Annotated in this window: 19 protein-coding genes; 4 read left to right on the top strand and 15 right to left on the bottom strand. The window is 55.9% G+C overall.

What is annotated here, in order from left to right; all coding sequences use genetic code 11:
* Positions 1-49: 49 nt before the first annotated feature.
* Together ACJ8HB_RS21405 and ACJ8HB_RS21400 are read right to left on the bottom strand one after the other, a co-directional pair.
* Complete coding sequence (locus ACJ8HB_RS21405) at positions 50-1,501, bottom strand: M20 family metallopeptidase (RefSeq protein WP_047570503.1); 1,452 nt, start codon at positions 1,499-1,501, stop codon at positions 50-52.
* Complete coding sequence (locus tag ACJ8HB_RS21400; protein WP_047570504.1) at positions 1,498-2,814, bottom strand: M20 family metallo-hydrolase; 1,317 nt, start codon at positions 2,812-2,814, stop codon at positions 1,498-1,500. The genes ACJ8HB_RS21405 and ACJ8HB_RS21400 overlap by 4 nt, the downstream gene beginning before the upstream one ends.
* 272 nt (positions 2,815-3,086) lie before the next feature.
* Here ACJ8HB_RS21400 and ACJ8HB_RS21395 point away from each other — a divergent pair, with 272 nt between their 5' ends.
* Entirely contained in the window at positions 3,087-3,983 is an 897-nt protein-coding gene (locus ACJ8HB_RS21395; RefSeq protein WP_047570507.1) for a LysR family transcriptional regulator, read from the top strand.
* A 27-nt stretch (positions 3,984-4,010) separates the two neighbouring features.
* Here the strand turns inward: ACJ8HB_RS21395 and ACJ8HB_RS21390 are convergent, their stop codons facing one another.
* The 12 genes from ACJ8HB_RS21390 to ACJ8HB_RS21335 form a co-directional block, all read right to left on the bottom strand.
* Positions 4,011-6,134 carry a TonB-dependent receptor family protein gene (locus ACJ8HB_RS21390; protein WP_039567178.1) on the bottom strand — a complete coding sequence of 708 codons (2,124 nt, stop codon included), beginning with the start codon at positions 6,132-6,134 and terminating at the stop codon, positions 4,011-4,013.
* 160 nt (positions 6,135-6,294) lie between these two features.
* A complete protein-coding gene (locus ACJ8HB_RS21385) occupies positions 6,295-7,431 on the bottom strand; it encodes an ABC transporter substrate-binding protein (RefSeq protein WP_033636036.1) in 1,137 nt (378 codons plus the stop codon).
* Between the two features lie 86 nt (positions 7,432-7,517).
* Positions 7,518-9,665 carry a phosphocholine-specific phospholipase C gene (locus ACJ8HB_RS21380; protein WP_094860154.1) on the bottom strand — a complete coding sequence of 716 codons (2,148 nt, stop codon included), beginning with the start codon at positions 9,663-9,665 and terminating at the stop codon, positions 7,518-7,520.
* A gap of 123 nt (positions 9,666-9,788) precedes the next feature.
* Positions 9,789-10,628 carry an NADPH-dependent 7-cyano-7-deazaguanine reductase QueF gene (gene queF, locus ACJ8HB_RS21375; protein ID WP_033649092.1) on the bottom strand — a complete coding sequence of 280 codons (840 nt, stop codon included), beginning with the start codon at positions 10,626-10,628 and terminating at the stop codon, positions 9,789-9,791.
* Positions 10,606-11,502: a queuosine precursor transporter gene (locus ACJ8HB_RS21370; RefSeq protein ID WP_004937338.1), complete on the bottom strand. Its 897-nt coding sequence runs from the start codon at positions 11,500-11,502 to the stop codon at positions 10,606-10,608. The genes queF and ACJ8HB_RS21370 overlap by 23 nt, the downstream gene beginning before the upstream one ends.
* The gene (locus tag ACJ8HB_RS21365; RefSeq protein WP_033636033.1) at positions 11,503-12,117 is read right to left on the bottom strand and encodes a helix-turn-helix domain-containing protein; all 615 of its coding nucleotides are present in this window, start codon (positions 12,115-12,117) and stop codon (positions 11,503-11,505) included.
* Between the two features lie 528 nt (positions 12,118-12,645).
* Positions 12,646-13,947, bottom strand: coding sequence for a cytosine permease (locus ACJ8HB_RS21360; RefSeq protein ID WP_033649111.1), 1,302 nt, complete (start codon positions 13,945-13,947; stop codon positions 12,646-12,648).
* Positions 13,948-13,967: 20 nt separating this feature from the next.
* Positions 13,968-14,657 (bottom strand): helix-turn-helix transcriptional regulator, encoded by a 690-nt coding sequence (locus ACJ8HB_RS21355; protein WP_033636032.1) that lies wholly within the window; start codon positions 14,655-14,657, stop codon positions 13,968-13,970.
* A 27-nt stretch (positions 14,658-14,684) separates the two neighbouring features.
* Positions 14,685-15,095, bottom strand: a complete 411-nt coding sequence (locus ACJ8HB_RS21350; RefSeq protein ID WP_004937348.1) for a GNAT family N-acetyltransferase — start codon at positions 15,093-15,095, stop codon at positions 14,685-14,687.
* A 426-nt stretch (positions 15,096-15,521) separates the two neighbouring features.
* On the bottom strand, positions 15,522-16,436 hold the full coding sequence (locus ACJ8HB_RS21345; RefSeq protein WP_047571726.1) for an alpha/beta hydrolase: 915 nt from the start codon (positions 16,434-16,436) through the stop codon (positions 15,522-15,524).
* 603 nt (positions 16,437-17,039) lie between these two features.
* The gene (locus tag ACJ8HB_RS21340) at positions 17,040-17,924 is read right to left on the bottom strand and encodes an ATP-grasp fold amidoligase family protein (RefSeq protein ID WP_047570512.1); all 885 of its coding nucleotides are present in this window, start codon (positions 17,922-17,924) and stop codon (positions 17,040-17,042) included.
* Positions 17,925-17,974: 50 nt separating this feature from the next.
* Positions 17,975-19,270, bottom strand: a complete 1,296-nt coding sequence (locus ACJ8HB_RS21335; RefSeq protein WP_047570515.1) for a lysine N(6)-hydroxylase/L-ornithine N(5)-oxygenase family protein — start codon at positions 19,268-19,270, stop codon at positions 17,975-17,977.
* Between the two features lie 883 nt (positions 19,271-20,153).
* Between ACJ8HB_RS21335 and ACJ8HB_RS21330 the strand changes: the two genes are divergently transcribed.
* Together ACJ8HB_RS21330 and ACJ8HB_RS21325 are read left to right on the top strand one after the other, a co-directional pair.
* The gene (locus ACJ8HB_RS21330; RefSeq protein ID WP_047570517.1) at positions 20,154-20,912 is read left to right on the top strand and encodes a winged helix-turn-helix domain-containing protein; all 759 of its coding nucleotides are present in this window, start codon (positions 20,154-20,156) and stop codon (positions 20,910-20,912) included.
* Complete coding sequence (locus ACJ8HB_RS21325; RefSeq protein WP_033636027.1) at positions 20,902-21,387, top strand: hypothetical protein; 486 nt, start codon at positions 20,902-20,904, stop codon at positions 21,385-21,387. The genes ACJ8HB_RS21330 and ACJ8HB_RS21325 overlap by 11 nt, the downstream gene beginning before the upstream one ends.
* 136 nt (positions 21,388-21,523) lie before the next feature.
* Here the strand turns inward: ACJ8HB_RS21325 and ACJ8HB_RS21320 are convergent, their stop codons facing one another.
* Entirely contained in the window at positions 21,524-22,300 is a 777-nt protein-coding gene (locus ACJ8HB_RS21320) for a transcriptional regulator (protein WP_052133480.1), read from the bottom strand.
* Positions 22,301-22,807: 507 nt separating this feature from the next.
* Here ACJ8HB_RS21320 and ACJ8HB_RS21315 point away from each other — a divergent pair.
* On the top strand, positions 22,808-23,353 hold the full coding sequence (locus tag ACJ8HB_RS21315; RefSeq protein ID WP_047570521.1) for a fimbrial protein: 546 nt from the start codon (positions 22,808-22,810) through the stop codon (positions 23,351-23,353).
* Positions 23,354-23,420 lie beyond the last annotated feature (67 nt).

Here is a 23,420-nt window from a genome sequence, read left to right as displayed (position 1 = left end):
ATTTATAATTATGCTTAGTGGCCCGGTTCTCCGGGCCTGTCTGTTCATGCTATTTCAATGGGGAGGGTTTCACCCCCTGCGGGATTGGGCAGCGGTACGGCTGTTCGGCGCGCCGGCGTTCAAACTCGCTGCGGCAGCGCGCCAGCAGGGCGCTGTCGCTCAGCAGATCGATGGCGGTCGCCGCCATCACCTTGCCGGCCAGGCACATGCCCTTATGGGCGATAGCGGTGCGGCCCTGCGCCACCAGTTGCCAGGTGTGCAGAGGGGTGCCGAGTGCGAAACAGGGGCTAAAGCATTGGGCGGTCGGTGCCACCCAGCTTACGTCGCCAACGTCGGTAGAACCGTACAGCAGGTCGTCGGATTCCACATAAGGAGCGACCTCGTCCATCAGCACCTTTTCTCCCAGCAACTGCACCCACTCGCGCCCGGCTGCGCCGCCGGTGCGGGCAATGTTGAGTTTGGCGTTGCGCAGATCGTCGCGGCTCAGCGTCTGGCGGATTTCCTCGGCGAAGCGGCGTTCGGCGTCGCTGTACTCGGGCAGACCGAAATCACACAGGTTTTGATACATCGCGTGTTCCAGGCTGCGGTTCGGCACATAGTTGGAGCAGGCCTTGTCGAAGCGCACTTCCATCTGGGTGTCAGTCATCAGCGCTGCGCCCTTGGCGATGTTAATCACCCGTTGGTAAATGTCCTGCGCCTGGTCGAGCTGCGGTGCGCGGATCAGGTACAACACCTCGGCGTCGGCCTGCACCACGTTGGGGGAGCTGCCGCCGGTGTTGGTGACCGCGTAGTGCAGCCGCGCTTCTTGCACGATATGTTCGCGCAGGAAGTTGGCGCCGGTATTCATCAGCGTCACCGCGTCCAGCGCGCTGCGCCCCAGGTGCGGCGAGTTGGCGGCATGGGCGGCGACGCCCTTGAAGTGAAACGCCGCCTGAATGTTGGCCAGCGTACTGGTATTGAACATGCCGCTGAAGCCTTCCGGGTGCCAGGTGAGGGCGGCGTCGACGTCGTCGAACAGGCCTTCGCGCACCATAAAGGTTTTGCCGGAGCCGCCTTCTTCGCCCGGGCAACCGTAGAAGCGCAGGGTGCCGGTCAGCCGGTTTTGCTGCATCCACGCCTTGGCGGCGAAGGCGCCCGCCAGCGCCGCGGTGCCCAGCAGGTTGTGGCCACAGCCATGGCCGTTGCCGTTTTCCACCAGCGGCTGCGGCGTGGCGCGGCCCGCCTGCTGGCTCAGCCCGGCCAGCGCGTCGTACTCGCCCAGCAGCGCGATGACCGGGTGGCCGCTGCCGTAGCTGGCGATAAACGCCGTCTCGATGTCGCCCACGCCGTGCTCAACCGAGAAGCCTTCCTGCTCCAGCGCATCGGCCAGCAACGTGGCGGAATAGGTCTCGTTGAAGCGCGTTTCCGGGTGGTCCCAAATCGCGTCGCTCAGCGCACTGAAGCGGGGCCTGCGTTGGTCAATGTAGTCGTCGATAAATGCCTGCAGTGTTGAGTTGCTCATGCTTCGCTCCCGAATGTCGGCAGGTTCAGCGCCAGCGACGCCAGCGTTTTCACCGCCACCGCCATCACCTGCTCGTTGAAGTCGAATTTTTCGTTATGGTGCCCGGCGCTCAGCTCGGTGCCGAAAATGACGTATGAGGCCTGGCCGCCGCGGGATTTCACCCGCTCCATCATGTAGGTGGCGTCTTCTGAACCCGCAGCCTGTTCGCGGCGATCGACCACCGAGGTCAGCTCGGTTACCTGCTGTGCCTGGCGGCGGATGTAATCCACCCACGGTTGGGTCGGTTTGCTGCTCTGCGCAGCGCCCATCAGCGCGATGTCGCAGGCGACGCCGTGCATCTTGGCTGCGCCTTCGATGGCGTTCAGCGCCTGCTGATAGACGAACGCGTTGATCTCATTGGTGGCGCCGCGCGTTTCCACCTTCATAAACGCCCGATCGGCGATCACGTTGCGGCCGGTGCCGGCCTGCAGCACGCCGACATTGATGCGCGAGCTGCCTTCGCTGTGGCGCGGGATGGCGTAAAGCCCCAGCGCAGCCTGGGCCGCTGCCAGCAGAGCGTTGCGACCGTCCTCCGGCCTGGCGCCGGCATGGGAGGCGACGCCGCGGAAGGTGACGTCCAGCTTGCTGGTGGCCATAAAGCTGTCGCTGCCGCACACCAGCTCACCGGCCGGCACGCCGGTGCCGATATGCACCGCGGTGAAGAAATCGACGTCGTCCACCACGCCGGCCTCCACCATCGATTTTGCGCCGCGGGTGCCTTCTTCCGCCGGCTGGAAGATCAGTTTGACGGTGCCGCTAAGCTGGGACTCCAGGCTTTTGAAGACGTGCGCCAGCCCCAGGCCGATGGTGGTATGGCCGTCATGACCGCATGCATGCATCATGCCGCTGTTGCAAGAGGCGAAGCCTTCACGGAACGGCAGGTGTTCGGGTTCCAGCAACTCGTTGAGATCGAGGGCGTCCATATCCACGCGGTAGGCGATGGTTGGGCCGGGGCGGCCGGTATCGAGCGTTGCGACGATGCCGGCGAAGCCGCCGGAAAAGTGCGGCAACCATTTTTCCAACGCCCCCTGATTGCGGGCGCGCTGTTCCTGCGCTTCCAGCTCATCGGACGAAGGCAGCCCCATGCGAGACTCTGCCTTGATTACCTCGCGGCCCAGCTGCAGGCGATAACCCAGCCGATCGAGTTCTTCCGCCACCAGGGTAGCGGTGCGGAACTCAAACCAGCCGGACTCGGCATAGCGATGGAAGTCGCGGCGCCAGGCCTGCAATTGCGGGTACAAATCGGCCACCAACATCGAAAGCGAATTAGTCATAGTGATATCTCATAAGTTATCGCGCGCTGGATCGCTCCAGGCAGCAGTTATGCTCTGAACTGAAATCAGACGGTGAAGCTATTGCAAAGAAAAAGGTGTATTTGGTTACTAACTGCCGTGAATGGCGCTTATTGGCGCAGAAAATGCGCTTAATTAAGCGAAATAAGAATTTGGTTATTTATTATGTTTTTTCCGAATGTACACAATGGAATCTGGCTAAATAAGATGCCAATATCTTGCTATTGATAAATAACGGTTATCGCCTTTCGCCTATGCCAGCCTCGATAAAATTGCACCAATTGCGTGCATTTGTGGACGTTAGCCGCCAGGGCAGCATCCGCGCCGCCAGCCGCACCTCACGCCTTTCCCAGCCTGCACTGACCAAGGCCATTCAGGAGCTGGAAGAGGTGCTGGGCGCCAAGCTGTTTATTCGCCGTAGCCAGGGTGTGGTCTTGACCGACTGCGGCGATAACTTTTTCCAGCATGCCAGCCTGATCCTTGAAGAGCTGCGGGTGGCGCAGGAAGATATCCAGCAGCGGCTGGGGTTGGCGGGCGGCACGGTGAATATCGGCGTCGGTGGCAGCATTGCGCGCACCGTGATGCCGCAGGTGGTCACGCAGTTTCATCGTGAGTATCCCAACGTGAAGGTGCGCATCGTCGAGGGGCAGCTGGTGTCGATGATCCCTGAACTGCGCCAGGGCGAGCTGGATTTTACCGTCAATACCTACTATCCCAGCAGCCTCGACAACGAGTTGCAGTACGAACGGCTGATGGAAAAAGAGTATCGGGTGGTGGTGCGCAAGGGGCATCCGATGGAGGGGGCGACCTCGCTGAAACAGCTGCAGCACTGCGACTGGACCATGCCGACACCGAAAGGCAGTTATTACCGGTTATTGCACGATCTGTTCGGGGACTTGGGCATGGCGCCGTCGATCAGCGTGACCTGCGAGACCTTTATGGCTTGTACCAGCCTGGTGGCGCAGAGCGATTTTGTTAGCATTCTGTCGGTGGACGTGATTTCGGATCCGATTCTGGGCAAGCATTTGGTGTCGCTCGAGCTGGAAGAGAGTCTGCCGAAAGCGACGTTTTATCTTATCCAACGCAAGGACACCACTTTGACGCCGATGGGCGCGCACCTGGCGCGCCTGTTTCGCCTTTACTGTCGGTGATACCGAGGCCCCGGCGGGGCCTCGGTATCAGAAGGCGATCGACCCCTGCACGAAGAAGGTGCGCGGTTCGCCGACGTACTTGCCGAAGTTATTGTCGTTGGAGCGGGTGAAGTAGCGCTGATCGAACAGGTTTTTCACCCCGGCGCCCAGCGTCAGGTTCGACAGCTGCGGCCCGAAGTTATATTCCCCGCGCATATTCCACACCATGTAACCGGCGATATCGCCGAACTGACCATCGGCGCTTTCCTGCGTGACGTACTCCGGCCCGGTGCCCGGCGAATGCTGTTTGGACTGCGCGTAGCCGTCCAGATTCCATACCCAGCTGCCGGTGGCGTAGCGCGTGCCGACGGTATACACCTGGCGCGAGTAGAACGGCAGGTCTTTACCGGCGAAGTCGCCCTTATCGGTGCTGGCCTTGGTGTAGGTATAGCTGGTGTAGACGCTGGCGCCGTCGAGCGCCCGGTTCAGCTCGCTGAGATCGTAGCTGAGCGCCAGCTCGATGCCTTTGTGCTTGGTGGCGCCCATATTGGTCCAGCCCACGTCGTTGCTGATGTATTGCAGCTGATTATCGAAGTCGATATAGAACAGCGTGGCTTCGGCTTTGACCACGGTATCGTCGTAGCGGGTGCCGAATTCATAGGTATGCGCTTTCTCCGCCGTCAGCCCCGGCGCCGGTTGGTTGCCGTTGCCGCCTTTGGTCAGCTGGAAATACTGCATGCTGCCGAACGAGGTGTTGGCGTTGGCGAACAGTTTCCAGGCATCGGACAGGTGGTACATCACGTTCAAGGACGGCAGCGGTTCGCTGTAGCTTTTCTCGCGGCTGATGTTGTTGAAGGCATCGTCCACGTGGGTGCGGATGCTTTCATAACGCAGGCCCGGCGTGACCGTCCAGTTGCCGACGTTGATGGTGTCGTCGATATAGAACGCGTTGGCCGCGGTGCCGCCGGAGGTGTGCTGGTAATAGTCCGGGGTCTCCGGCGTCGAGCCGATATCCGCCGGGTTATACCAGGCCGAACGCGACGCCTTTTCATCCATGGTTTCATTCAGGTAACGGTAACCGAGGGTGATCTCGTGCGCCATATCCCAGAAGCGGAAGACCTGCGAATAGCTTGGTTCGATAGCCCAGGTTGAATAGTGACGCGGATAGGAGACCATGCGCCGCTGGCCCGCGTTTTTGCCGGTGCCTTCCGATTCGATGTTGCTGCCGCGATAACTGTCGGTGAAGTAGGTCAACACTTCGAACTGTTTGTCGTCTTCCTGATGTTTGTACTTGAACGACATATCCTTGCGGCGGCCTTCGAACTGGTCCCACGGCCGCGTGGATTGGAACGGGTTTTGCGAGTATTGCGCGGCACTCAGCCCGCCCGGCATGCCGGCTTTGGCGTCGTAGTAGTGGAAATTGGCCAGCAGCTCGTCGCGATCGCTGAACGCATAACGCGTTTTCAGCATGAAATCGTCGATGTCGGTGTTGTCGTTGTTGTCGCGGTAGCCCTGGCCGTGCAGGCCGGAGTAGAGCAGCTCGGCGCCGAGGCCGTTGTCTGCGGTGCCGCCCACGGAGGCGCTGGTCAGGGTCTTCAGGCCGCCGTGGCTGGCACCCTGGGTTTGTACGCTGGCGGTGCCGCCAAACGTTTTGGGAATGTCTCGGGTAACGAAGTTGATCACGCCGCCGACGTTCTGCGGCCCGTAGCGCACCGCGCCGCCGCCGCGCACCACGTCCACCGATTGCAGATTACCGATAGACAGCGGGGCCATCGACAGCTGCGGCTGGCCGTAAGGCGCGACCGCCAGCGGGACGCCGTCCATCAAAATGGTGGAGCGCGGAGAAAGACGCGAAGTCAGGCCGCGCACGCCGACGTTGAGCGAGATGTCGCTGCCGCCGGTGCCGTTGCTGTCGCGCACCTGCACGCCGGGGACGCCGCGCAGGCTGTCGGCGATGGTTTGGTCGCCCTGTTCGTGCATCTGCTGCTGGGTGACGATGGAACGCGCGCCCGGATGGTTGAGCAGCACCGAACTGGTATCAGGGTTGTCCAGCCAGTTGCCGACGACGGTCACAGTGTCGGTATCGTTCTGAGATGAATTATCAGTAGCAAGGACAGGGAACGCGACGGCGATGGCAGCCGTCAGCAGGGAAAGCCGAAAAAGAGGTGACATAATAATGCCTTAAGAGTTTCAGACCCGGATGTGTTTTTTTAGAAAAGACAATCTTAATGATAATTATTGGCAAGTAAATAGAATTGTTACGGGATAGTTAAGTGGGTAACTAAATAATGAATGCGGGAAACAGGGCCCGGCTGGCGGGCCCTGGCGGGGGTTATTGCGGCGTAAGCCAGAAGACGCCGCTGTAATCCAGTGCGGTGAATTTCTGATGCACCATTTCGATATCCGCTTGCGGATCAATATCTTTAAACAGCGCCGGGTGCAGGAATTTGGCGATCGCCTCAACGGCGATAAAGTTGAGCGGCGTGTCGTAAAATTGATGGTAAATCGCCATCACGCGTTTTTCTTTCACCGCTTTCAGCACGTTAATGCCGGTGCGATCCAGCAGATGCGCCAGTTTCTTTTGGCTGGTGGCCATATCTGTAGCGTAACCCAGCGGCACCGCCAGCGTGCCGCGATGCCCGCGGCTCCAGTCGGCGCCGGTCAGCAGATAGAAATCCGGGTTGCTGCTGATCACCTGCTCGACGTTCACTTCACCGCCCATGTCTGAAAACAGCTTGCTGCCGATATTGTTGCCGCCGGCGGTATCGATGAACTGCCCGAAGCTGCCTTTGCCGAAGGTGTTGCAGCACTGATCGCCTTTGATGCCGGCGCTGCGCTCGATGAAGACGCTGGGGCGCTGCTCCGGTTTCAGCGTGGCGACGCGCTGGCGCACCAGCTCGAGGCGCTGCTGATAGAGGCGAATAAAGGCGTCGGCGTTGGGCTGCTCGTCAAACACTTTACCCAACAGCGCCATGCTGGCGACGGTGTTGGTCAGCGGCTGCTGGCGAAAATCGATGATCAGCACCGGGATGCCGACTTTTTCCAGCTGGGTCAGTACGCCGCTGTCTTTCAATTTGCTCAGCAGACCGATGTCGAAAATGATCAGGTCCGGTTGGCGCACCACCGCGCTTTCCACGCTGAAATCACTGGTGTAGGGGTTGTCGAAGGTAGGGATTTGCATGACCTGCGGAAATTTTTTCGCATAGGCTTCAACCAGATCCGGTGCTTTGACCTTCAGCGAGTTGTCCCAGGCGATGATGTTTTTCAGCGGCTGCTGCGGGTGCAGAATATTCAGCGCCAGCAGCGCGCGGGCATCGGCCAGAATAACGCGTTTGGCCGGTTGCGGCAGGGTGACCTGACGGCCGGCGACATCGGTGACGACGATAGGCGCGGCTTGAGCGGCGCCGGCCAACAGCAAAACGCAGGCGGCCAACCAGCGGCCGGCTTTGGCGATAAGAACAGCGGGCATGAAGATCCTTGGGTAATCGGCTGGGAACGAGAACGCAATGATAAGCGATATCCTTTCGCTTTTTGAACTCCCTTGATGCCGATCGATTACCCCTGGCCCATCAGCGGGTCGCTGACGCTGTGTTCGCCATCCTCCAGCCGCCCCGCCAGGCGGCGCAGCCAGCCGTCGGTGCCTTGCAGCGTAAGGTCATACCAACCGCCGCTGGCGCGGGCGTCAAACGCTTGCTGGTGGCTGCCGCCCGCCGGCAGCGTGATAGGCCACGGCCCTTGCTGCGTGTAGGGGCAGCGTTCGAGGGTGACCGCTATCGCTTCGGTGCCCGGATTGTTCAGCTGCAGCTGCAGGCTGCGGCCCGTCGGGCGCAAACGCACCTCCGGCTGCGGCCGGCTCAGGGCGCCGCGCAGCTCGCGATGAAAGCCGTTGGGGCCGAGCAACCACAGATGGTACTCATTCTCCGCCAGCCAGTCGTCGCTGACCGCCTTACCCGCCTCGACGGTAAAACGGCGCGGGATCTGCGTCAGATCCCGCCGATCGTAGACGTGAAACACCGCTCCCTGCTCGCCGGTATTGAACAGGTTCAGCGTCACGCGGCGCTGCTCGGCCGCGACGGTGGCTTCAACGTGCAGCTGGTAGGGCAACGCGCGGGAAGGGCGTGCCAGGCGGCGTTGATGGGGCAAACGCTGGTGGGAGGGGGATGGCAGCGGCACCTGCGGCAGCTGTTCCTGGCGCAGGCGCAGGCCGTCGGCGGCGTGGCGGCTGGTGGCGGGCAGGCTCGGCAGCGCTTCGCCGTTAGGATCGACAAAGTTGAACGCCGAGGTGAGATCGCCGCACACCGCGCGGCGCCAGGCGCTGATGTTGGGTTCATGCACCTGAAAGCGCTTTTCCAAAAATTGCAGCACCGAGGTGTGATCGAAGACCTGCGAGTTGACCCAGCCGCCGCGGCTCCAGGGCGACAGCACCAGCATCGGCACCCGTGGGCCGGGGCCGTAGATGCGGCCGTCCGGCGGCGGTTGATCCTGCGAACCGGGCGGGGCCACGTGCTGGAAGATCTCGGTGTCGAACGGCACGGTCGATTTACCGGCGAAGCTGCCGTCTTCGCGCAGCGACGGCGCGGAAGGCGAAGGCATATGGTCAAAAAAGCCGTCGTTTTCGTCGTAGTTGACCAGCAGGACGGTTTTACTCCACACCTCCGGGTTGTCGGTCAGCGCGTTGAGGATCTCTTGGGTGAACCAGCTGCCCTGCACCGGGCTGGAGGGATCGGGGTGTTCCGAATAGGCCGCCGGCGCGATGATCCAGCTGACCTGCGGCAGTTTGCCCTGCTGCACGTCGGCGCGAAATCCGGCCAGCATGGCGTCCAGATCGTTGCCGTCGGCGGCCGGCAGGGTGTTGCCGTTGCCCTTGTACAGCGGCGTGGCCTCGTTGAGCGCATCGCTGTAGGGCACGAAGGCGTTGAAGTCTTTCGGCGGCCGCGCCGGATTGCCCACCTGAATGCTGGCGGCGCGGTATTGGCGAAAACCCGCCAGCGGGTTGTCGGTAAAGTTGTCCGGCAGGAATTGATACACCTTCCAGCTGACGCCGCTTGCCTCCAGCCGTTCCGGATAAGTTGTCCACTGGTAGCCGATCTCCGCCGGGCCGGGGCTGTCCCACTCGTTGACCACCACCGCCACGTCGGCGGCGGACGGGCCGTTGGTGCCGGTCCAGTGGAACAGCCGGTTGGTGTTGGTACCGGCGTGAATGGAGCAGTGATAGGCGTCGCACAGGGTAAAGGCGTTGGCCAGCGCGAACTGGAACGGCAGCTCCTGCTGGCGATAGTAGCCCATCGAGGCCGGCGTTTTGTAGGTGGGCCAGGCGCTCATGCGGCCGTGATCCCAGGCGGCTTGCTCATCCACCCACGAGTGCGGCGTGCCGGTGACGCGCTGGGCGTTGCCGCGTTTGCTGTCCAGGTGGTAGGGCAGCACCAGCCGCTCGGCGCCCTGCTGCTGCCAGACGTGGCGATCGCCGGGCAGTGGAATGGTGAAGCGATCGCTGAAGCCGCGCACGCCAGGCAGGGTGCCGAAGTAGTGGTCGAAAGAGCGATTCTCCTGCATCAGGATCACCACGTGTTCGACGTCGCGCAGGGTGCCGGTGCGGTTATTGGCGGGAATGGCCAGCGCTTTGCGAATCGAGGCGGGCAACAGCGAGAAAGCCGATCCGATGGCGGCAGCCCGCAGGATGTCTCTGCGTGAAAGGTCAGGCATGCGTCGTTAATCTCCGTCAGTGTGCTTTGAAGATAGCCGCTGACGACGATAATGGCGAAAAATAACAGGGAGATGAATGCGAGGGAAACAATGCTCCCCGGCGGGAGCATTGGGGGATAACGCTTACTGTCTGATCAGGCGCCCGAGCGCCGGCGCCGTTTCGAAATCGCTGCGGAAGGGGTTGATGTCCAGGCCGCCGCGGCGGGTGTAGCGCGCGAACACGCTGAGTTTTTCCGGGCGGCAGCTCTGCTTGATGTCGTTGAAAATGCGCTCGACGCACTGCTCGTGGAATTCGTTGTGCTGGCGGAAGGAGATCAGGTAGCGCAGCAGGCTTTCGCGATCGATTTTGCGGCCTTCATAGCGGATCACCACGCTGCCCCAGTCCGGCTGGTTGGTGACCAGGCAGTTAGATTTCAGCAGATTGGAAGACAGCGTCTCCGACACCGGTTCCCCTCTCTCGGCCGCGCCGCTCAGGTATTCCGGTTTGAAGGCGAAGTCGTCGACCGCGATATCCAGATCGTCGATATTGATGCCCGGCAGGCGGTCGATCTGCGCCGGGTAACCTTCCAGCCCCGGATAGAGCTTGACGGTGACCTGGCCGTTGGCCGCCTGCGACAGATCTTGCTGCATGGCGGCGCTCACCTGTTCCACGCTGTCGAAGCGCGTTTGGTTAAAGCTGTTGAGATACAGCTTGAACGACTTAGATTCGATCAGGTTCGACGAGGAGTGCGGGAAGGTAAATTCGCCGATGCCTACCACCGGCTTACCCTTGGCGTTGAGCCAGGACAGCTCGAAGGCGGTCCACAGATCAAAGCCGCTGAACGGCAGCTGCCGCTCGTCCACGCCGATCAGATCGCGGCCGCGCGCGCGCGGCAAGGCTTCGAGCAATGCGGGAGCATATTGATCCGGATAATCGGAGTTGGCGCCAAGATGGGTGATCTTATCTTGCTTTTGGATATGCATATTCATTGCCCTTTGCTTGTTCGGTATTGATGTAGCGGTTAAACAGACTGCGGGTGGCATAGATCGGCCCGACGCCCAGCAGGGCGTAAACCACCTTGATCAGGAACTGCGACAGGATCATGGTTTTGATGATGTCCCAGCTCAGCACGTTGTAGAACGCCAGCGTACAGAACACCACGCTGTCGATGGCCGAAGCCACTACGGTGCTGGTGATCACGCGCACAAACAGGTAGCGGGAGTTGGTCAACTCTTTGATTTTGCAGAGCAGGTAGGAGTTGACGTTCTCGGAGATCAGATAGGCCGCCGACGAGGCCACCAGCACCGCCATGATGCTGTGTACGATGCCGTTGTAGGTCTCGCTGTACTCCCACTGCGGAATGCTCGGCACCAGCGTCGTCACCCAGACCCCCAGGACAAAGGTCAGGTTGGCGATAAACGAGATGATGATGGTGCGCCTGGCCAGCCGCAACCCGTAGAATTCGTTGAGAATGTCCACCAGAATGAATGTGAGCGGGTAAATGAAGATCGCCGGCGGCGTGATGAGATTCAGCACCGGGATTTGGATCGGCTTGACGCCGCACAGCGTTGAGAAAATATAAATCACGCTGAGCGCCACGGTAATAATCAGGTAGGCGTACCAGGATCGTTCGTGGCGATCGCTGAGCTCGTAGGCGGTTTTTTGTTGGTTGTCGCCATAGAGTTTGCGGTACAGCGCCTGCAGCTCGTGCCGGCTCAGATCTTCCGATATTTCGCTGTCGGCCAGCTCATTCAGCCCCATGGTAATGGTTTTGCCGGTGGCCAATACCATGACATTGGCCGCGATGGTGCCATGCCGGGTGAAGCCCAACAGCTTGAACTTCTGATTCGGTTCCATTTATAACCTTTCTCCAACGATGTAACCCAGGAATTGCACGGTGTCCTGAGGGCGTTTGTCCATGCTTTCGCTGTCTTTGTCGTCAACCACAAAGAAGCCGCTTTTTCCCGAGTGATACAGCAAAGGCGAATCGCAAATCAGTACCGGCGGACGTTTTATGATGATGATCTCGCCGGGAATAAATGACCCTTTAATTTCGGTCTCTATTTTCATTGCCAACATGTTCGACTCATCGCCGAAGAAATAAGTCAGAGGAAACTCGGTGACCAGTTGCCCGATCTTGCGCTGCGAGACGGCCAGATAGCGCGACTGCGGGATCACCGGAATGGCGGAAGGGTTCTTGTTGCCCTCGGTGGACAGCGTCTCGTTGAGCAGCTCCAGCTTTTCCAGATCGTAGTCTTCGATCTCTTCACAGGAGACACCGAAGAAATCGGAGATCCGATTCACGGTGGATTGCTGAACGTTGTTCACTCTTCCGTCAAGAATTTTGTAGAGGGTCGTGCGCGTCAGGCCGCTGCGATTGGAAAAGGAAGCCTTGGTTTCACCTCGGGTACGCATCAGATATTCAATATTTTTAATGATGTTGATTTTGCGCTGTGCGTTGGTGGTTTTCATTGGCTGTCCTTACAAACATTACGCAGGCTTCACTATATCCTACGCACTGGCGTTGTCCAGATAAAAAGGCGCGGACGCGCGGGTAACAGGCTGATTATTGGTGGTAATTATTGTTTCTCGTCAGCCGTTTAGCGCAGTGATGTCAGCGGGGCGGCCTGCTTTCTCTGTGCGAAAGATAAAGCCGTGTAAATCAATTGATTAGGTTTTGCTTATGGAAAAGTGAACACAAAAGCCGGTTTTATGTTTACTTTTATGTTGACCAAAACCGATTTCATGGGCTACTGTTCATGCAAGCTGAAGTTTTTCTTTATGATCAAACACGGAAGCCAACAATTTTTATAATAAAAAGCCCAGAGGGGGCGTTGCCACACTCTGAGCATAATGGATAGCTTGCTACCGACACCAGGGACCCTAACTACCACGGCCGTTTGTCTGCGCGATCGGCCTATTCTTTTGCACTGAATCTCCCTTTTCGAGCATCAAACACTCCCCCGTTACCGGAGGAGTGCATTAACGCATGCGCGAAAATCAGAGCGATTTCTGTGAGGCCAGCGGTTTTTGCGCCCGGCTGAAGGCCAGTTTGAGCACCCAATACAGCAGGCTGGCGGCCACCAGAGAGTTGATGGTCGGCACGCCCCATTCGGTCGCCAGGCCAACGGCGCCGCCGACGATGCTGGCGACGATCGCCGCCCAGCCGATGGTCGGTGTTTCGCTCGGCAACTGGCCGGTACGGCGGCTCTCGTCCAGGATCTTGCGGTGGCTGCGCAGCAGGTAATAGTCCACCAGCATGATGCCGATAATCGGCGGGAAGACCACGCCAAGCACCGTCAGGAAGTCGACAAAGCGGTCAAGAATGCCCAGCACCGACAGCGTGGTGCCCAGAATGCCGATCACCAACGTGGTGTAGGTGTACTTCAGCTTTTTGCCGGTGATGCCTTCCACCGCGTTGACGATGCCCAGCGAAGAAGAGTACAGGTTGAGATCGTTGACGCGCAGGGTGGAGAACACCACCACCAGCAAACCGGCGCCGCCGGCCGCTTGCGACATGATGGTGACCACATCGGCGGTGCCCAGGGTTTTGGCGATCAGGATTGCCAGGCCGTTCACCACGAACTCGCCGGCGATGATGGTGAAGAGCGTGACGCCGAGCACGTGCTTGCCGTTTTTGGAGTAACGGGTCAGATCGGGGGTCATCAGGCTGGCCACGATGGCGCCGCCGACGACGATGGTGATGCCGGCGCTGATGGTCAGCGGTTCACCCGGCGGCGCCAGCTGGATGATCTCCTGCAGGTTATGGCCGGAAAGCGCGGTCACCGAAATATAGGCCACCAGCATGATGAACATCGGCACCGCGATACGGGCGGCGATGCGCAGCGCCTTGAAGCCGAATGCCACCAGGATGGTCAACAGCGTGCCCGAGAGCCCGGCGGCCAGGCCGAAGCCCAGCTTATTGCCGAGCGCGAAGTCGAGCGACTTGGCGAAAATGGCGTTCTGAATGCCGAACCAACCCAGCAGGCTGACGGCCACCACCACGCCGATCAGCACCGAGCCCAGACGGCCAAAGCCGCACCAGCGCGCCAGCAGGCTGCCGGAAATGCCTTCGCGCATGCCCGCCAGCCCCAGGCCGTAGGTCACCACGCCGAAGATCAGGCTGCCGACGAAAATGGCGGTGAAGGCGTCAATCAGCGTCATGGAGTTGCCGAGCACGGCGCCGAGCATGAACTGGTCCAGCGCGGTCAACATGCCCATATGCACGATGGCCACGCTTAAAAACGAAACTCGTTTATCCTGCGGCACCCGGGTGAGCGGATAATCTTCGATCTTTATCACGGTGAGATCTTCCTTGTGGTTCAAATAAACTGAATGCCTTTGGTTATCAGGCGATCGGGAATGTAGTTATCCAGATTGGCGTATTTGCAGTATTCCTCAAATTGCTGCTGAGTATGCACGTTGGCCTTCTGGTAGATGTTATAAATGCGGTTTTCGATGGTCTTATTGCTGACGTTATAGATTTTGGCGATCTCTTTCACCGTAAATCGTTGCAGCATAAGGAAAATGACATCGAGTTCGGCACGGGTGAACAGCTCGTTATTGACTTCGGTGGTCAACACGCTGGGTTTTTGCTGATTGATGTATTTCAGCGGCGACAGGCTGTTCATCGGCTTGGCGTTCCAGATCACGCCAATCACCTGTTTGTCATCGTTGTACACCGGCAGCTTTTCGCTGATAAACGGCGTCAGGCTGTCTTTGCCGTACCAGTAGTGCGTTTCTATGACCGTGACCCGATCGCGCGCCGCTTCGGTCATCTTGTCATGTTCGATAAAGTCGGCGGCGGAGTCGGCCCAGTCGGCGGGGAATTCGTGGTCATATTTACCGGCGACGTCGAAATTCAGCGGCGTATTGGTATAGAGATAAGCGGCGCGGTTCATATAGAGGTGGCGGGACAGCTGATCTTTGATGCCCCAGGGTTCGCTCAGGTGCTCCATCATGGTGATGAGGCCCTTAAAATAAGATTCATTATTTTTATGCGATGAACCCATACCCACCTCTGTGCCGCTCAGGCTGCGTTACAGGCTTTTAGCCAGGTAATGGCGGGTGTGGCGATGCGCATAGTCGCCCAGCTCCCCGTAGACCCGGTAGCCCAGTTTTTCGTAGAAGCCTCTGGCCTGGAAATCGAAGGTATCGACATAGGCCATATGGCAACCGCGCTTGCGGGCTTCTTCTTCGGCCAGCTCCATCAATTGGCGGCCGTATCCGCTTTTGCGGCATTGATCGCCGACCCACAGATACTGCACTTCCAGGCCGCCCCACCAGGTGCGCGCGACCAGGCCGCCGACGATCTGCTGGTTGTCGTCGGTGACGGTCAGGAACAGCGGGTGAATGTCTACGGGCTGGGTTTTGTGATTGTGCGCCCAAAGGCTGTCGATAACGAACTCTTCATCCTGCGGGTTGGGTTTGTCGGTGATATTAATATTCATTTTTAATATAATTCCCTGATTTAATTATTCAAAACCGAACTAGGCGCTTTCGCTCCAACCGCTTCTAATATCACTTTAATTAATGTATTTCAAGGGTGGTTTTCACCCTTTTCCACCCGGTGAGCGGGCGCTTATAGTAGGCGTCACAGGGAGAAGAAAATAGTGAACAGGCGGTATTAAAACGCTGAAATGCCCTGCCAACACCATCTTTTCCTACTTGCGCCTCACCAGGGCCCCACCGGGAAAACTGCAGTACTGTATGGCTCCACCGGATAGAGCAAGCTCACTTGCCGACGGGGGAGCCACTTTGTTTTTTGACGCCCCCATCCGCGACCACCCTTCACCGTCTCAGATAGTAAACACTCTTCTCATCAGAAGATATGTGCCGCAGATGAAAATGCGGCCGATACCTTCCAATCCGCGGATTCAATCCTCTGCGATGACGCTGCTCAGCGCCGGCTCGATGGCCGCGCCCAGCATGGCGCCGTGCCCTAAGGCGGGCCACTCCCGATAGCCGATGGTGAGACCGCCGAGCTGCGCCAGCTGTTCGGCCAGCAAATGCGTTGCATCCGCCGGCAGAGTGGGGCTCTTCACGCCGGGCGGAGCCGCGCGATCGCGTTCCGCCAGGCCAACCCACAGTTGCAGCCTTGTCGCCGGCACCGCACGTCGTTCCGTCATCTGCTGCGCTTCTTGCAGGATCATGCCGTTGCCCCACCACAGCGAGGGTTCCACGGCGATGTAGCGCTGGAAGGCGGCGGGATGGGTGAACAGCGTGTGCAGAACGAAGAGCCCGCCGTAGGAGTGGCCCCACAGCGTTTGCCGCTGCGGATCGACCGCCAGTTTGGCGGCGATCGCCGGTTTGATCCGAGCTTCAATCAATTGCAGGAACGCATCCGCGCCCCCGACGGCTCGCGGCGGTTTCTTCATGCCTGCCGGCAGAGGGAGCGTATAGTCGTAGGCGCGGCCGGCGGCATCGATGCGCAGATCGTTGTCATAACCGATCATCACCAGCACCGGCGGCCGCTTCGCCGCTGCCAATTTGGCCAGTAAGGCGGCGTTCAACTCCATCAGCACCGCATTGCCATCGAGGAAATAAACCGTTGGATAGCCGTCAGGCGCAGGCGCCCGACGCGGCTGGGCGATGCGAACACGGTAATGCCGTTGGCCATCGGCGGAGGTGAAGCGCAGATCGCTGAAACGATAATCCGCAGAATCGCTATCGGCTACGGTAGTGCCGATCTTGCGTTCCAAATCGGGCCTGGCCAGCACGGAGCCCGGCAGCCAAAGGCCGATGGCGAGCGCCAGAAGCGCGGAGATAAAATGCCGGTTGGACAATAACATGCGGATCAACATCCTCGAAAAAGGCCGATAGTAGCATCCGTTCGCGTCAGGCAAAAACCTACCTTTAGGGTGGACATTCCGGCCGCGGAACCCGGAAGCGCGCCGCCAGTTGCTTTGCCGGGTTAATAGCAACTCATTGTTATTATTGGTAAGTCAGGAATAAGAAGGATTAGCATTAATTAGAAATGGTTATGGTTTTTATGGGGCGGAGAATAGCGAAGGCAGGTAAAAAATCACGGTTATCAACGATTTTTGGCAAAAAAAGCCCTATAAAATAGGGCAAAGACACACAACAACACCAGGGAAACTTTCCTGTATCTTATATTATAGCTTCCTATACATATAGAACATTTTATTATAAATATGTAAGTGATTCTTATTAATCGTTTAATGCCATTATTTTTCAAATGGTTATGTGGTCTGGCTGAGGTATTGTTCTTGGGCCGGGCGTGGGCTGCCAGGGATTGCCGGCAGGGGTTTTGCTGTAACGGCGGCATGAACCGGCGAGATCGGCGGCCCGATAACCCTCAGGGCAATACCGGCCGGCAGGCCGCGAACATGCCGGCAGGTATTGCCGATCTTCACCGTGGGGCCAGGTGAAAATCAGTGCTGTTGCAACGTCAACATCTCGCCAAGCAAAACATCGGTTGGCGGCAGGATATCCGTATCCAGCCCGGCGGAGGGGGTAAAGGTCAATTCGCCGAAAATGATCTGGCCTTTGGAGATGTAGAAATCAACGCGAACAAACTCGAAGGGCGCGGACAAGCGTGAGGCGTACTCAAACAGCTCATCGTAGCCTTCTGGCTTCACGAAGGCGTCTATTTCTTCCTGGCTCAAGGCCAGGCAGTCATCGCTGTAGCACAGAAACTTGAAATCTTTGTCAAAGAAGTAATACTTCGGCGACCCGGTATCTCTGCCGACACACAGCAACGTGCAGTAAGGCACGCCGCGGAAACAATAGATTTTATAGTCTTCAGGCCCGTGACCATTGGCCGATTCGATATATTTCTCCCCAATGATCTTTTTTTGTATCCCTTTGTAGTTGAGTTCTACATAGGTTTTCCAATAATCGTCTTTCATCCAGCCGTCGATCAATTTTTTGGCGCTCGTGATATTCAGCATTTTTTTATTCTGGCAAATCAGGTTATATCCGGAACCGTGATTCCCTTTGATCACAAATTTGTCCGGCAACGCGTCCCACGGAATATCGTTTACTGAATCGCAGGCAAAGTACAATTCATTCAGGATCTCTTCGCACCCCTTTTCTTTGATGTACTCTCTCACCGCATATTTATCTGCGCATTGCTTCACCAACGCATTGTGACTATAGCCATTCAACTTCAGGTGATTGATCTTTTCATTCCAGGTGGACGGCGCCTGTAAGTTTAACGGTTTGCCAAACGCTTTTTTGTAGAGCAATCTGGCCTTGAATTCGGGGGCCAATACGGCCAACTGCTTTATAATAAATTTAATAATTTGTCTTTTCATATACGTCATTCCATCATAGCGCTGTGATAATGATTAAGGCGTGCTCGCGGTTAAAACGTGGGAGAGACACCTTCACTTCGCCATTGAATTGCACTCGGCGTTGTACTCAGATCAAACGGCTGTTGTTCTAAAGCGCGATTAAGAATACGGGCCGATCGCCACGCCATCAGGCTCAACTGCGGATCGGCAATGCCGTGATTATGCATACTGGCGTTCATGGCGAATAAGCAGTTCTCCGCAGGGCCTTCCCACTCAAAGGTAAAGTCGGGAGCGATGCGGTATTCGCCATCCGCAGTGGTCAGCAAACGGTGGGCCAAAGGCTCAAGGAACTCTGGCGTTGCCGATTGGTAACCGGTGGCAAAGATCACCACGTCCGCCTTGAAGGCTTCTTCGCCGTGATCGAGATGATGGCGCGTTTCGAGTTGGTAGGCGTTATCCAGCGTGTGTTTCACGGCCGTCAGCGAACGGCTGGGCAGCAGGCGCACCCATAATTTCTCGCGCAGGACGTCGAAGCGGTGGTACATGGCGCGATAAATCGCCAGCAGCGACTCACTGGTGATGCCGTCTGAGGTCATCTTCTGTTCGGCCAGCATATGCCGCTTGGCCGCGCTATCCAGTGAGTAAAAGCTCTCGACGTAATCGGGCGTGAAATATTCGTTGGCAAAGGCCGCTTCATCGAGCGCGTTGTAATTGTTGCGGCGCGATATCCAGTCGAGCTGTTCCGGTTGCCCCCATTCCCCTTTAAAAATATTCAGGAACAGGTCGGCGCCGCTCTGGCCGCCGCCGACGATCGCCACGCGTTTGCCTGTCAGATCGGGGTTGCGCAGCATCATTTCGCTGGCATGGAAACAGCGATCGCTTTGCGCCGTCACGCAATCAGGCAACTTTATTTTCTTGCCAATCCCAATGCTGACGTGCCTGGCGTGGAAGACCTTATTCGAGGTGGTCACCACGAACTGACGCTGCCGATCGTCAAACTCGACCCGTTGAACGTCTTGATTAAATGCTAATGAGCGCATGCCGCCGGCGGCCCAGGAGAGGTAATCGGCGAACTCTTCACGCGATGCGGTGCGCTGTTCCGTGGTCAGAAAACGGTAGAATTTCCTGTTTTTTACCAGATAGTTGAGAAAGCTGTACCGATTGGTTGGGGCAACCGCGCTCACCAGGTCTTTTAAAAAGTTGGTCTGCATGCTGCAATCCGCCAGGATCATCCCTGGGTGCCAGGAGAAATGGGGTTTGCGTTCCAGGAATTGCCCCGTAAATCCCTCTATTTCACTCCCTAAGGCCGCCAGGCTAAGATTCGACGGGCCAAGGCCAATACCGATGATATCCAAACGCTGATTCATTAATAAGCTCCAGTATAATGAGAATAATACCCAGAAATACGGCTGCAGAAGGGCGGCTTATAGCAACCAGGCTGCCTTTTTCTTATAAGTAAGCTTCACGAATTAAATGTAATTAAAAGGTGTGCGGGCCAAAAATACCGCATTATTTAAATGCTCGTTTAGAATTCGGTAGCACATCAGGTAAAGGCTACGGGCGTATTTCTTCCATGAAAGTCCCAATAAAAGCTTCCGTGTGTTTATAATTAACTCGTTTAGGTATAAATCCGATAAAGTCTTATTTATCATTCCATAAAAACGCCAACCCAGGGAAAAGAAAAGCCGTTGGGTTTTCATCAGTTGTTCTCGTGTCGACACTGGTCTGCGTTCGTCTTATGTCTCTGGGATCAAGTATTCGTTGCCTAGAATAGCCCTAAAATGCGTCCTGGGAAGGTGAAATAACATGATATTAGAAGCAGAGGGCGTTTTGAAAATATGAAATTAAAAGTGAAATTATGAAATCAGCCTGTTGTGATTTGCTTTTTGTCATATAATTCAACGTGTTGAAGTGTAACTTGTAATGGTGTGGCGAGGCAGTGAGCAGGGGTTTTCCTGCTGCAGTGAGCCTCTTCCTTCGCTGTATCCCTCCTGAATCCTAAGCATTCCCTCCCTGCGGGTACTGATCGGCTGAGCAAAGATTGCTCATGTTGCATGCAAAATGCGCTGTTCGTTTAGTGGACACCGGCTCAATGTCGGCGGAAGGTCAGAGAGGCTGGCCGTCACGCTCGACGTGGTTACGTTGTGAGTAAGACTTGTCTAACCGCGCGGCGGTTAATTGTTCGTGTGATAGGAAGATTCTTATGTTTCAGCTATAATCCGCGCCAGGAGTAGGTCTAAGAGAGCGATTATGAGGTTCTTAATCAATAACCGAATTATCTTCGATGAGGATAACTCGACGCTGGCGTTGGCGGAGGAGAACCTCGAACCGGTGACGCTCACCACGATAGCCAATCGTCTGCTCGCACTGTTGGTAAAAAATAACGGCATCTTGATTAGCCGGGACTTTATTTTTTCCACCGTCTGGGACGATCATGGCAAAACGGCCTCGAACAGTAACCTGAACAACTATATCGCCAGCCTGCGCCGTACATTTTCCGGCTTGGGAGAGAGCGAAATTCTGGTTACCGTGCCGAGGCAGGGATTTATGTTTACCGCCGCCAGCATTCATTCCGTGGCGGACAATATGACGCAGGACGAAACTGTTCCTGCCGCGCCTTTACCCGTCCGGCGCCGTTGCGATGCCATTTTACCTAAGGTAACGCTGCTGTTTATCGGGATTGCGTTGGTATTGGCGGGCGTTTACTTTTTTACCGAACGTTACGACACCGCTTATCAGACCCAGATCGCCAGCTACAAATCTTGCCGCGTGGAGACGCTGAACGCCAGCGAGCGGATCGACGAGCGGTATATTGCCGACGCCCTGGAAAGGCTCAAAAGCCGTGGTTTTGATTGTGATGTACCGGCAACGGTTTATTACTCTCGATTGACATACCATTATACGAACTACAAAAAGCTGATTGATTTCATCTCGTATTGCCCGAAACACCGCGTTAAGAATATGGATGCGCACTGTGAAGATGAGTTTGAGGTGATCAATGAAGGTTAGTTCGCGCCGTGCTTTCTACCTGGCATTATCTGCTGCTATTGCCCTTGTTATTGTTATATTGATTTATTTATTGACCGCCTCGCGAGATTTCCCTGAGTGCAATGCGTCTTTATCGACGACGCGCATGACGCCGAATGGGACGGTAACCAGCGGTTTGTACGTGAACATCGTGCGTTCGGGATGGCGCCGCGCGACCATTACGCTTAACGGTTTAGCCTATCGGGATGGAAAGAAGCAGGTGATAGCCCGCGTGCTCGAAACGAAGTATCACTATCATCGTGGGTACTACTATGTCGCCATTGAAAAGAAAATCCTTCAATCCATGGATAACTTCACCTACTCCGATGCGCAGACGTTTCTGTTGGGTGAGGAAAAACATTACTATGTTTTAAAAATTGCCAAATTGAATGATGACAATTTTATTATGTACTACGGCAGACAGCCTGAGCTGCTGTGTTCCGTAACCAGAAAATGATGGGAACATCCCATAATGAGACGATTATGGGATGTGGTTGGTGATGGCGTGTATAGCAAATAACGGCAGGTTGAACGTGTCCGTGAACGGACATCTTGCTGTTTTTGTATCACTGGTAGTGAAAAACGTTACTCAATTATGGAATATAAACCACTTCGCAAGGTTGGCGGCCTGCGTTTTCCCGGCAGGATACGAGCATTTTCTCTTCAAACTGCCTGTTATCCTGAGTGATTTTGTTATAGTAATAAACTTTAGTCTTTTTCTGGCAATTGACATAGGCCTTTACCATGTCGGTTACCGTTTCCTTCTCTGGATAATCCCACCCCATGTTGTATATTTGGCAACCCGCGAACTGAGTGCCGCGGAATAGGTTGTTACGCACGGAGTACTGATGGCTGGCCATGATCAATGCAGCGATGCTGATGAATAGGATGAGATTAACCCATTTATTCCAACTCTGAAAATGCCGCCAGGCCGATAATAATTTTCCGCTACCACGCCCTCTGGGGGCGGCTTGCCCCGGCGGTTGCGTGGGAACAGCGGTTTCCTCCATTATGTTTTGTTCTTTTTCCGGTTCGGCAGTGGCGTGTCGGCTAATTTTTTTTGCAACGAACTTAAAGCCTTGTCGGGGGTAAGTGATTATCAACTCCGTCTCGCCAAGTTGCGCCAGATGGCGACGCAATAGTGAGATATAGTTATTCAAGTTGCTGTTTGTTCCTTTTAGTCCCCGTTCTTCCCAGACCTCTTCAAGTAATTGTTGACGCTTAATCAACATTTCATTGTTCCTGACGAAAATAGAAAGCAAACGGCAAGCCGCGGCCGCTAGCGGCTGCATATTTTGCGGGGCATTGACGCTCTCCAGGGTTCCTTCGTATTCATTGAACTTAACCCTTCCATTTATAATGAAAATCATAGGAATCCTCTCATTTTTTGTTTCGGGAAGGGATTTTGCGCTGAGAGGTTATATTTTTCAATAACCCTGATTCTCTGTGTTTTCCAATAATACTGATATCTGTCACTAAGTGATAATTTATCCATAATGAATTTTTTATGGAGATCTAACTATTGAGCTAAATGATGTCATGTTTAGTGTCTGTTTGTAATTTAATGGTGTTTTTTAGTTTTTAATATCGTATTTACAGTGTTTGATGAAATAATATTTCAAGATTGCGGCAGGGGCGCTAAAGTGGCTTCACCCCGGCGATGGAGGATTTCATCGGTTGGGAAAAACAGGAGAGTAATTGGTTTATTCCTTGAATAGTATGTGGCTGACCTATTAACCATGGTTATCCACTACATCAGTAATAGCCGCGTGAAAAGGCGGCTTGGTTTTTAAAGCATCAGGCCAGGCCGTTGATACACATTACTCATTGTTAAGAAAATACCTTATGTATTAATACGATTAAGGATAATTGGTTATATGAAACTGAATAAAATCATGCTGGCTGCCGTCATGGCGTTTGGTGTTTCTTCTCTGGCTCATGCTGCTAATCAGGGCAGTGGCACTGTGACCTTCAGCGGTTCCATTATCGATGCGCCATGTTCCATCGCGCCTGAGTCAATCGATCAGACCGTTGAGCTGGGGGCTATTTCCAATGCGGCGCTGAAAAACGGTAGCAAGGCATCGACCCCGCGCGATTTTCATATTCAGCTGGAAGGCTGTGATCTGAAAACGGAAGCGCCAGGGAAAAATAACACCGTTACGCTGACGTTCAACGGTACCGCTTCGGAAACCGACAAAAAACTGCTGGCTATTACCGGTGAGGCGAAAGGCGCAGGTATTGCTATTACCGATGCTAACAAGAACCTGATCGAACTGGGCAAAGCTTCCAATGCGATTGAACTGCAAAATGGCCGTAACAAACTGAGCTTTGCTGCTTATCTGCAGGGCAGTTCGGCTTCTGATTCGGTCATCGTGCCTGGGGAATTCCAAGCCGTAGCCGATTTCACTCTGGCATATCAGTAATCTATTACCCGGTGAAATACGCGTGATTATCGGCATGCGGGGGAACTCGCATGCCATTTATAAATAA

Source organism: Serratia sp. CY27727 (genome assembly GCF_052169275.1).
In the GTDB taxonomy this organism is placed as follows: Bacteria; Pseudomonadota; Gammaproteobacteria; order Enterobacterales; family Enterobacteriaceae; genus Serratia; species Serratia sarumanii.
The sequence above is the reverse complement of the archived record's forward strand: the minus strand, read 5'-3'. Positions and strand labels throughout refer to the sequence as shown.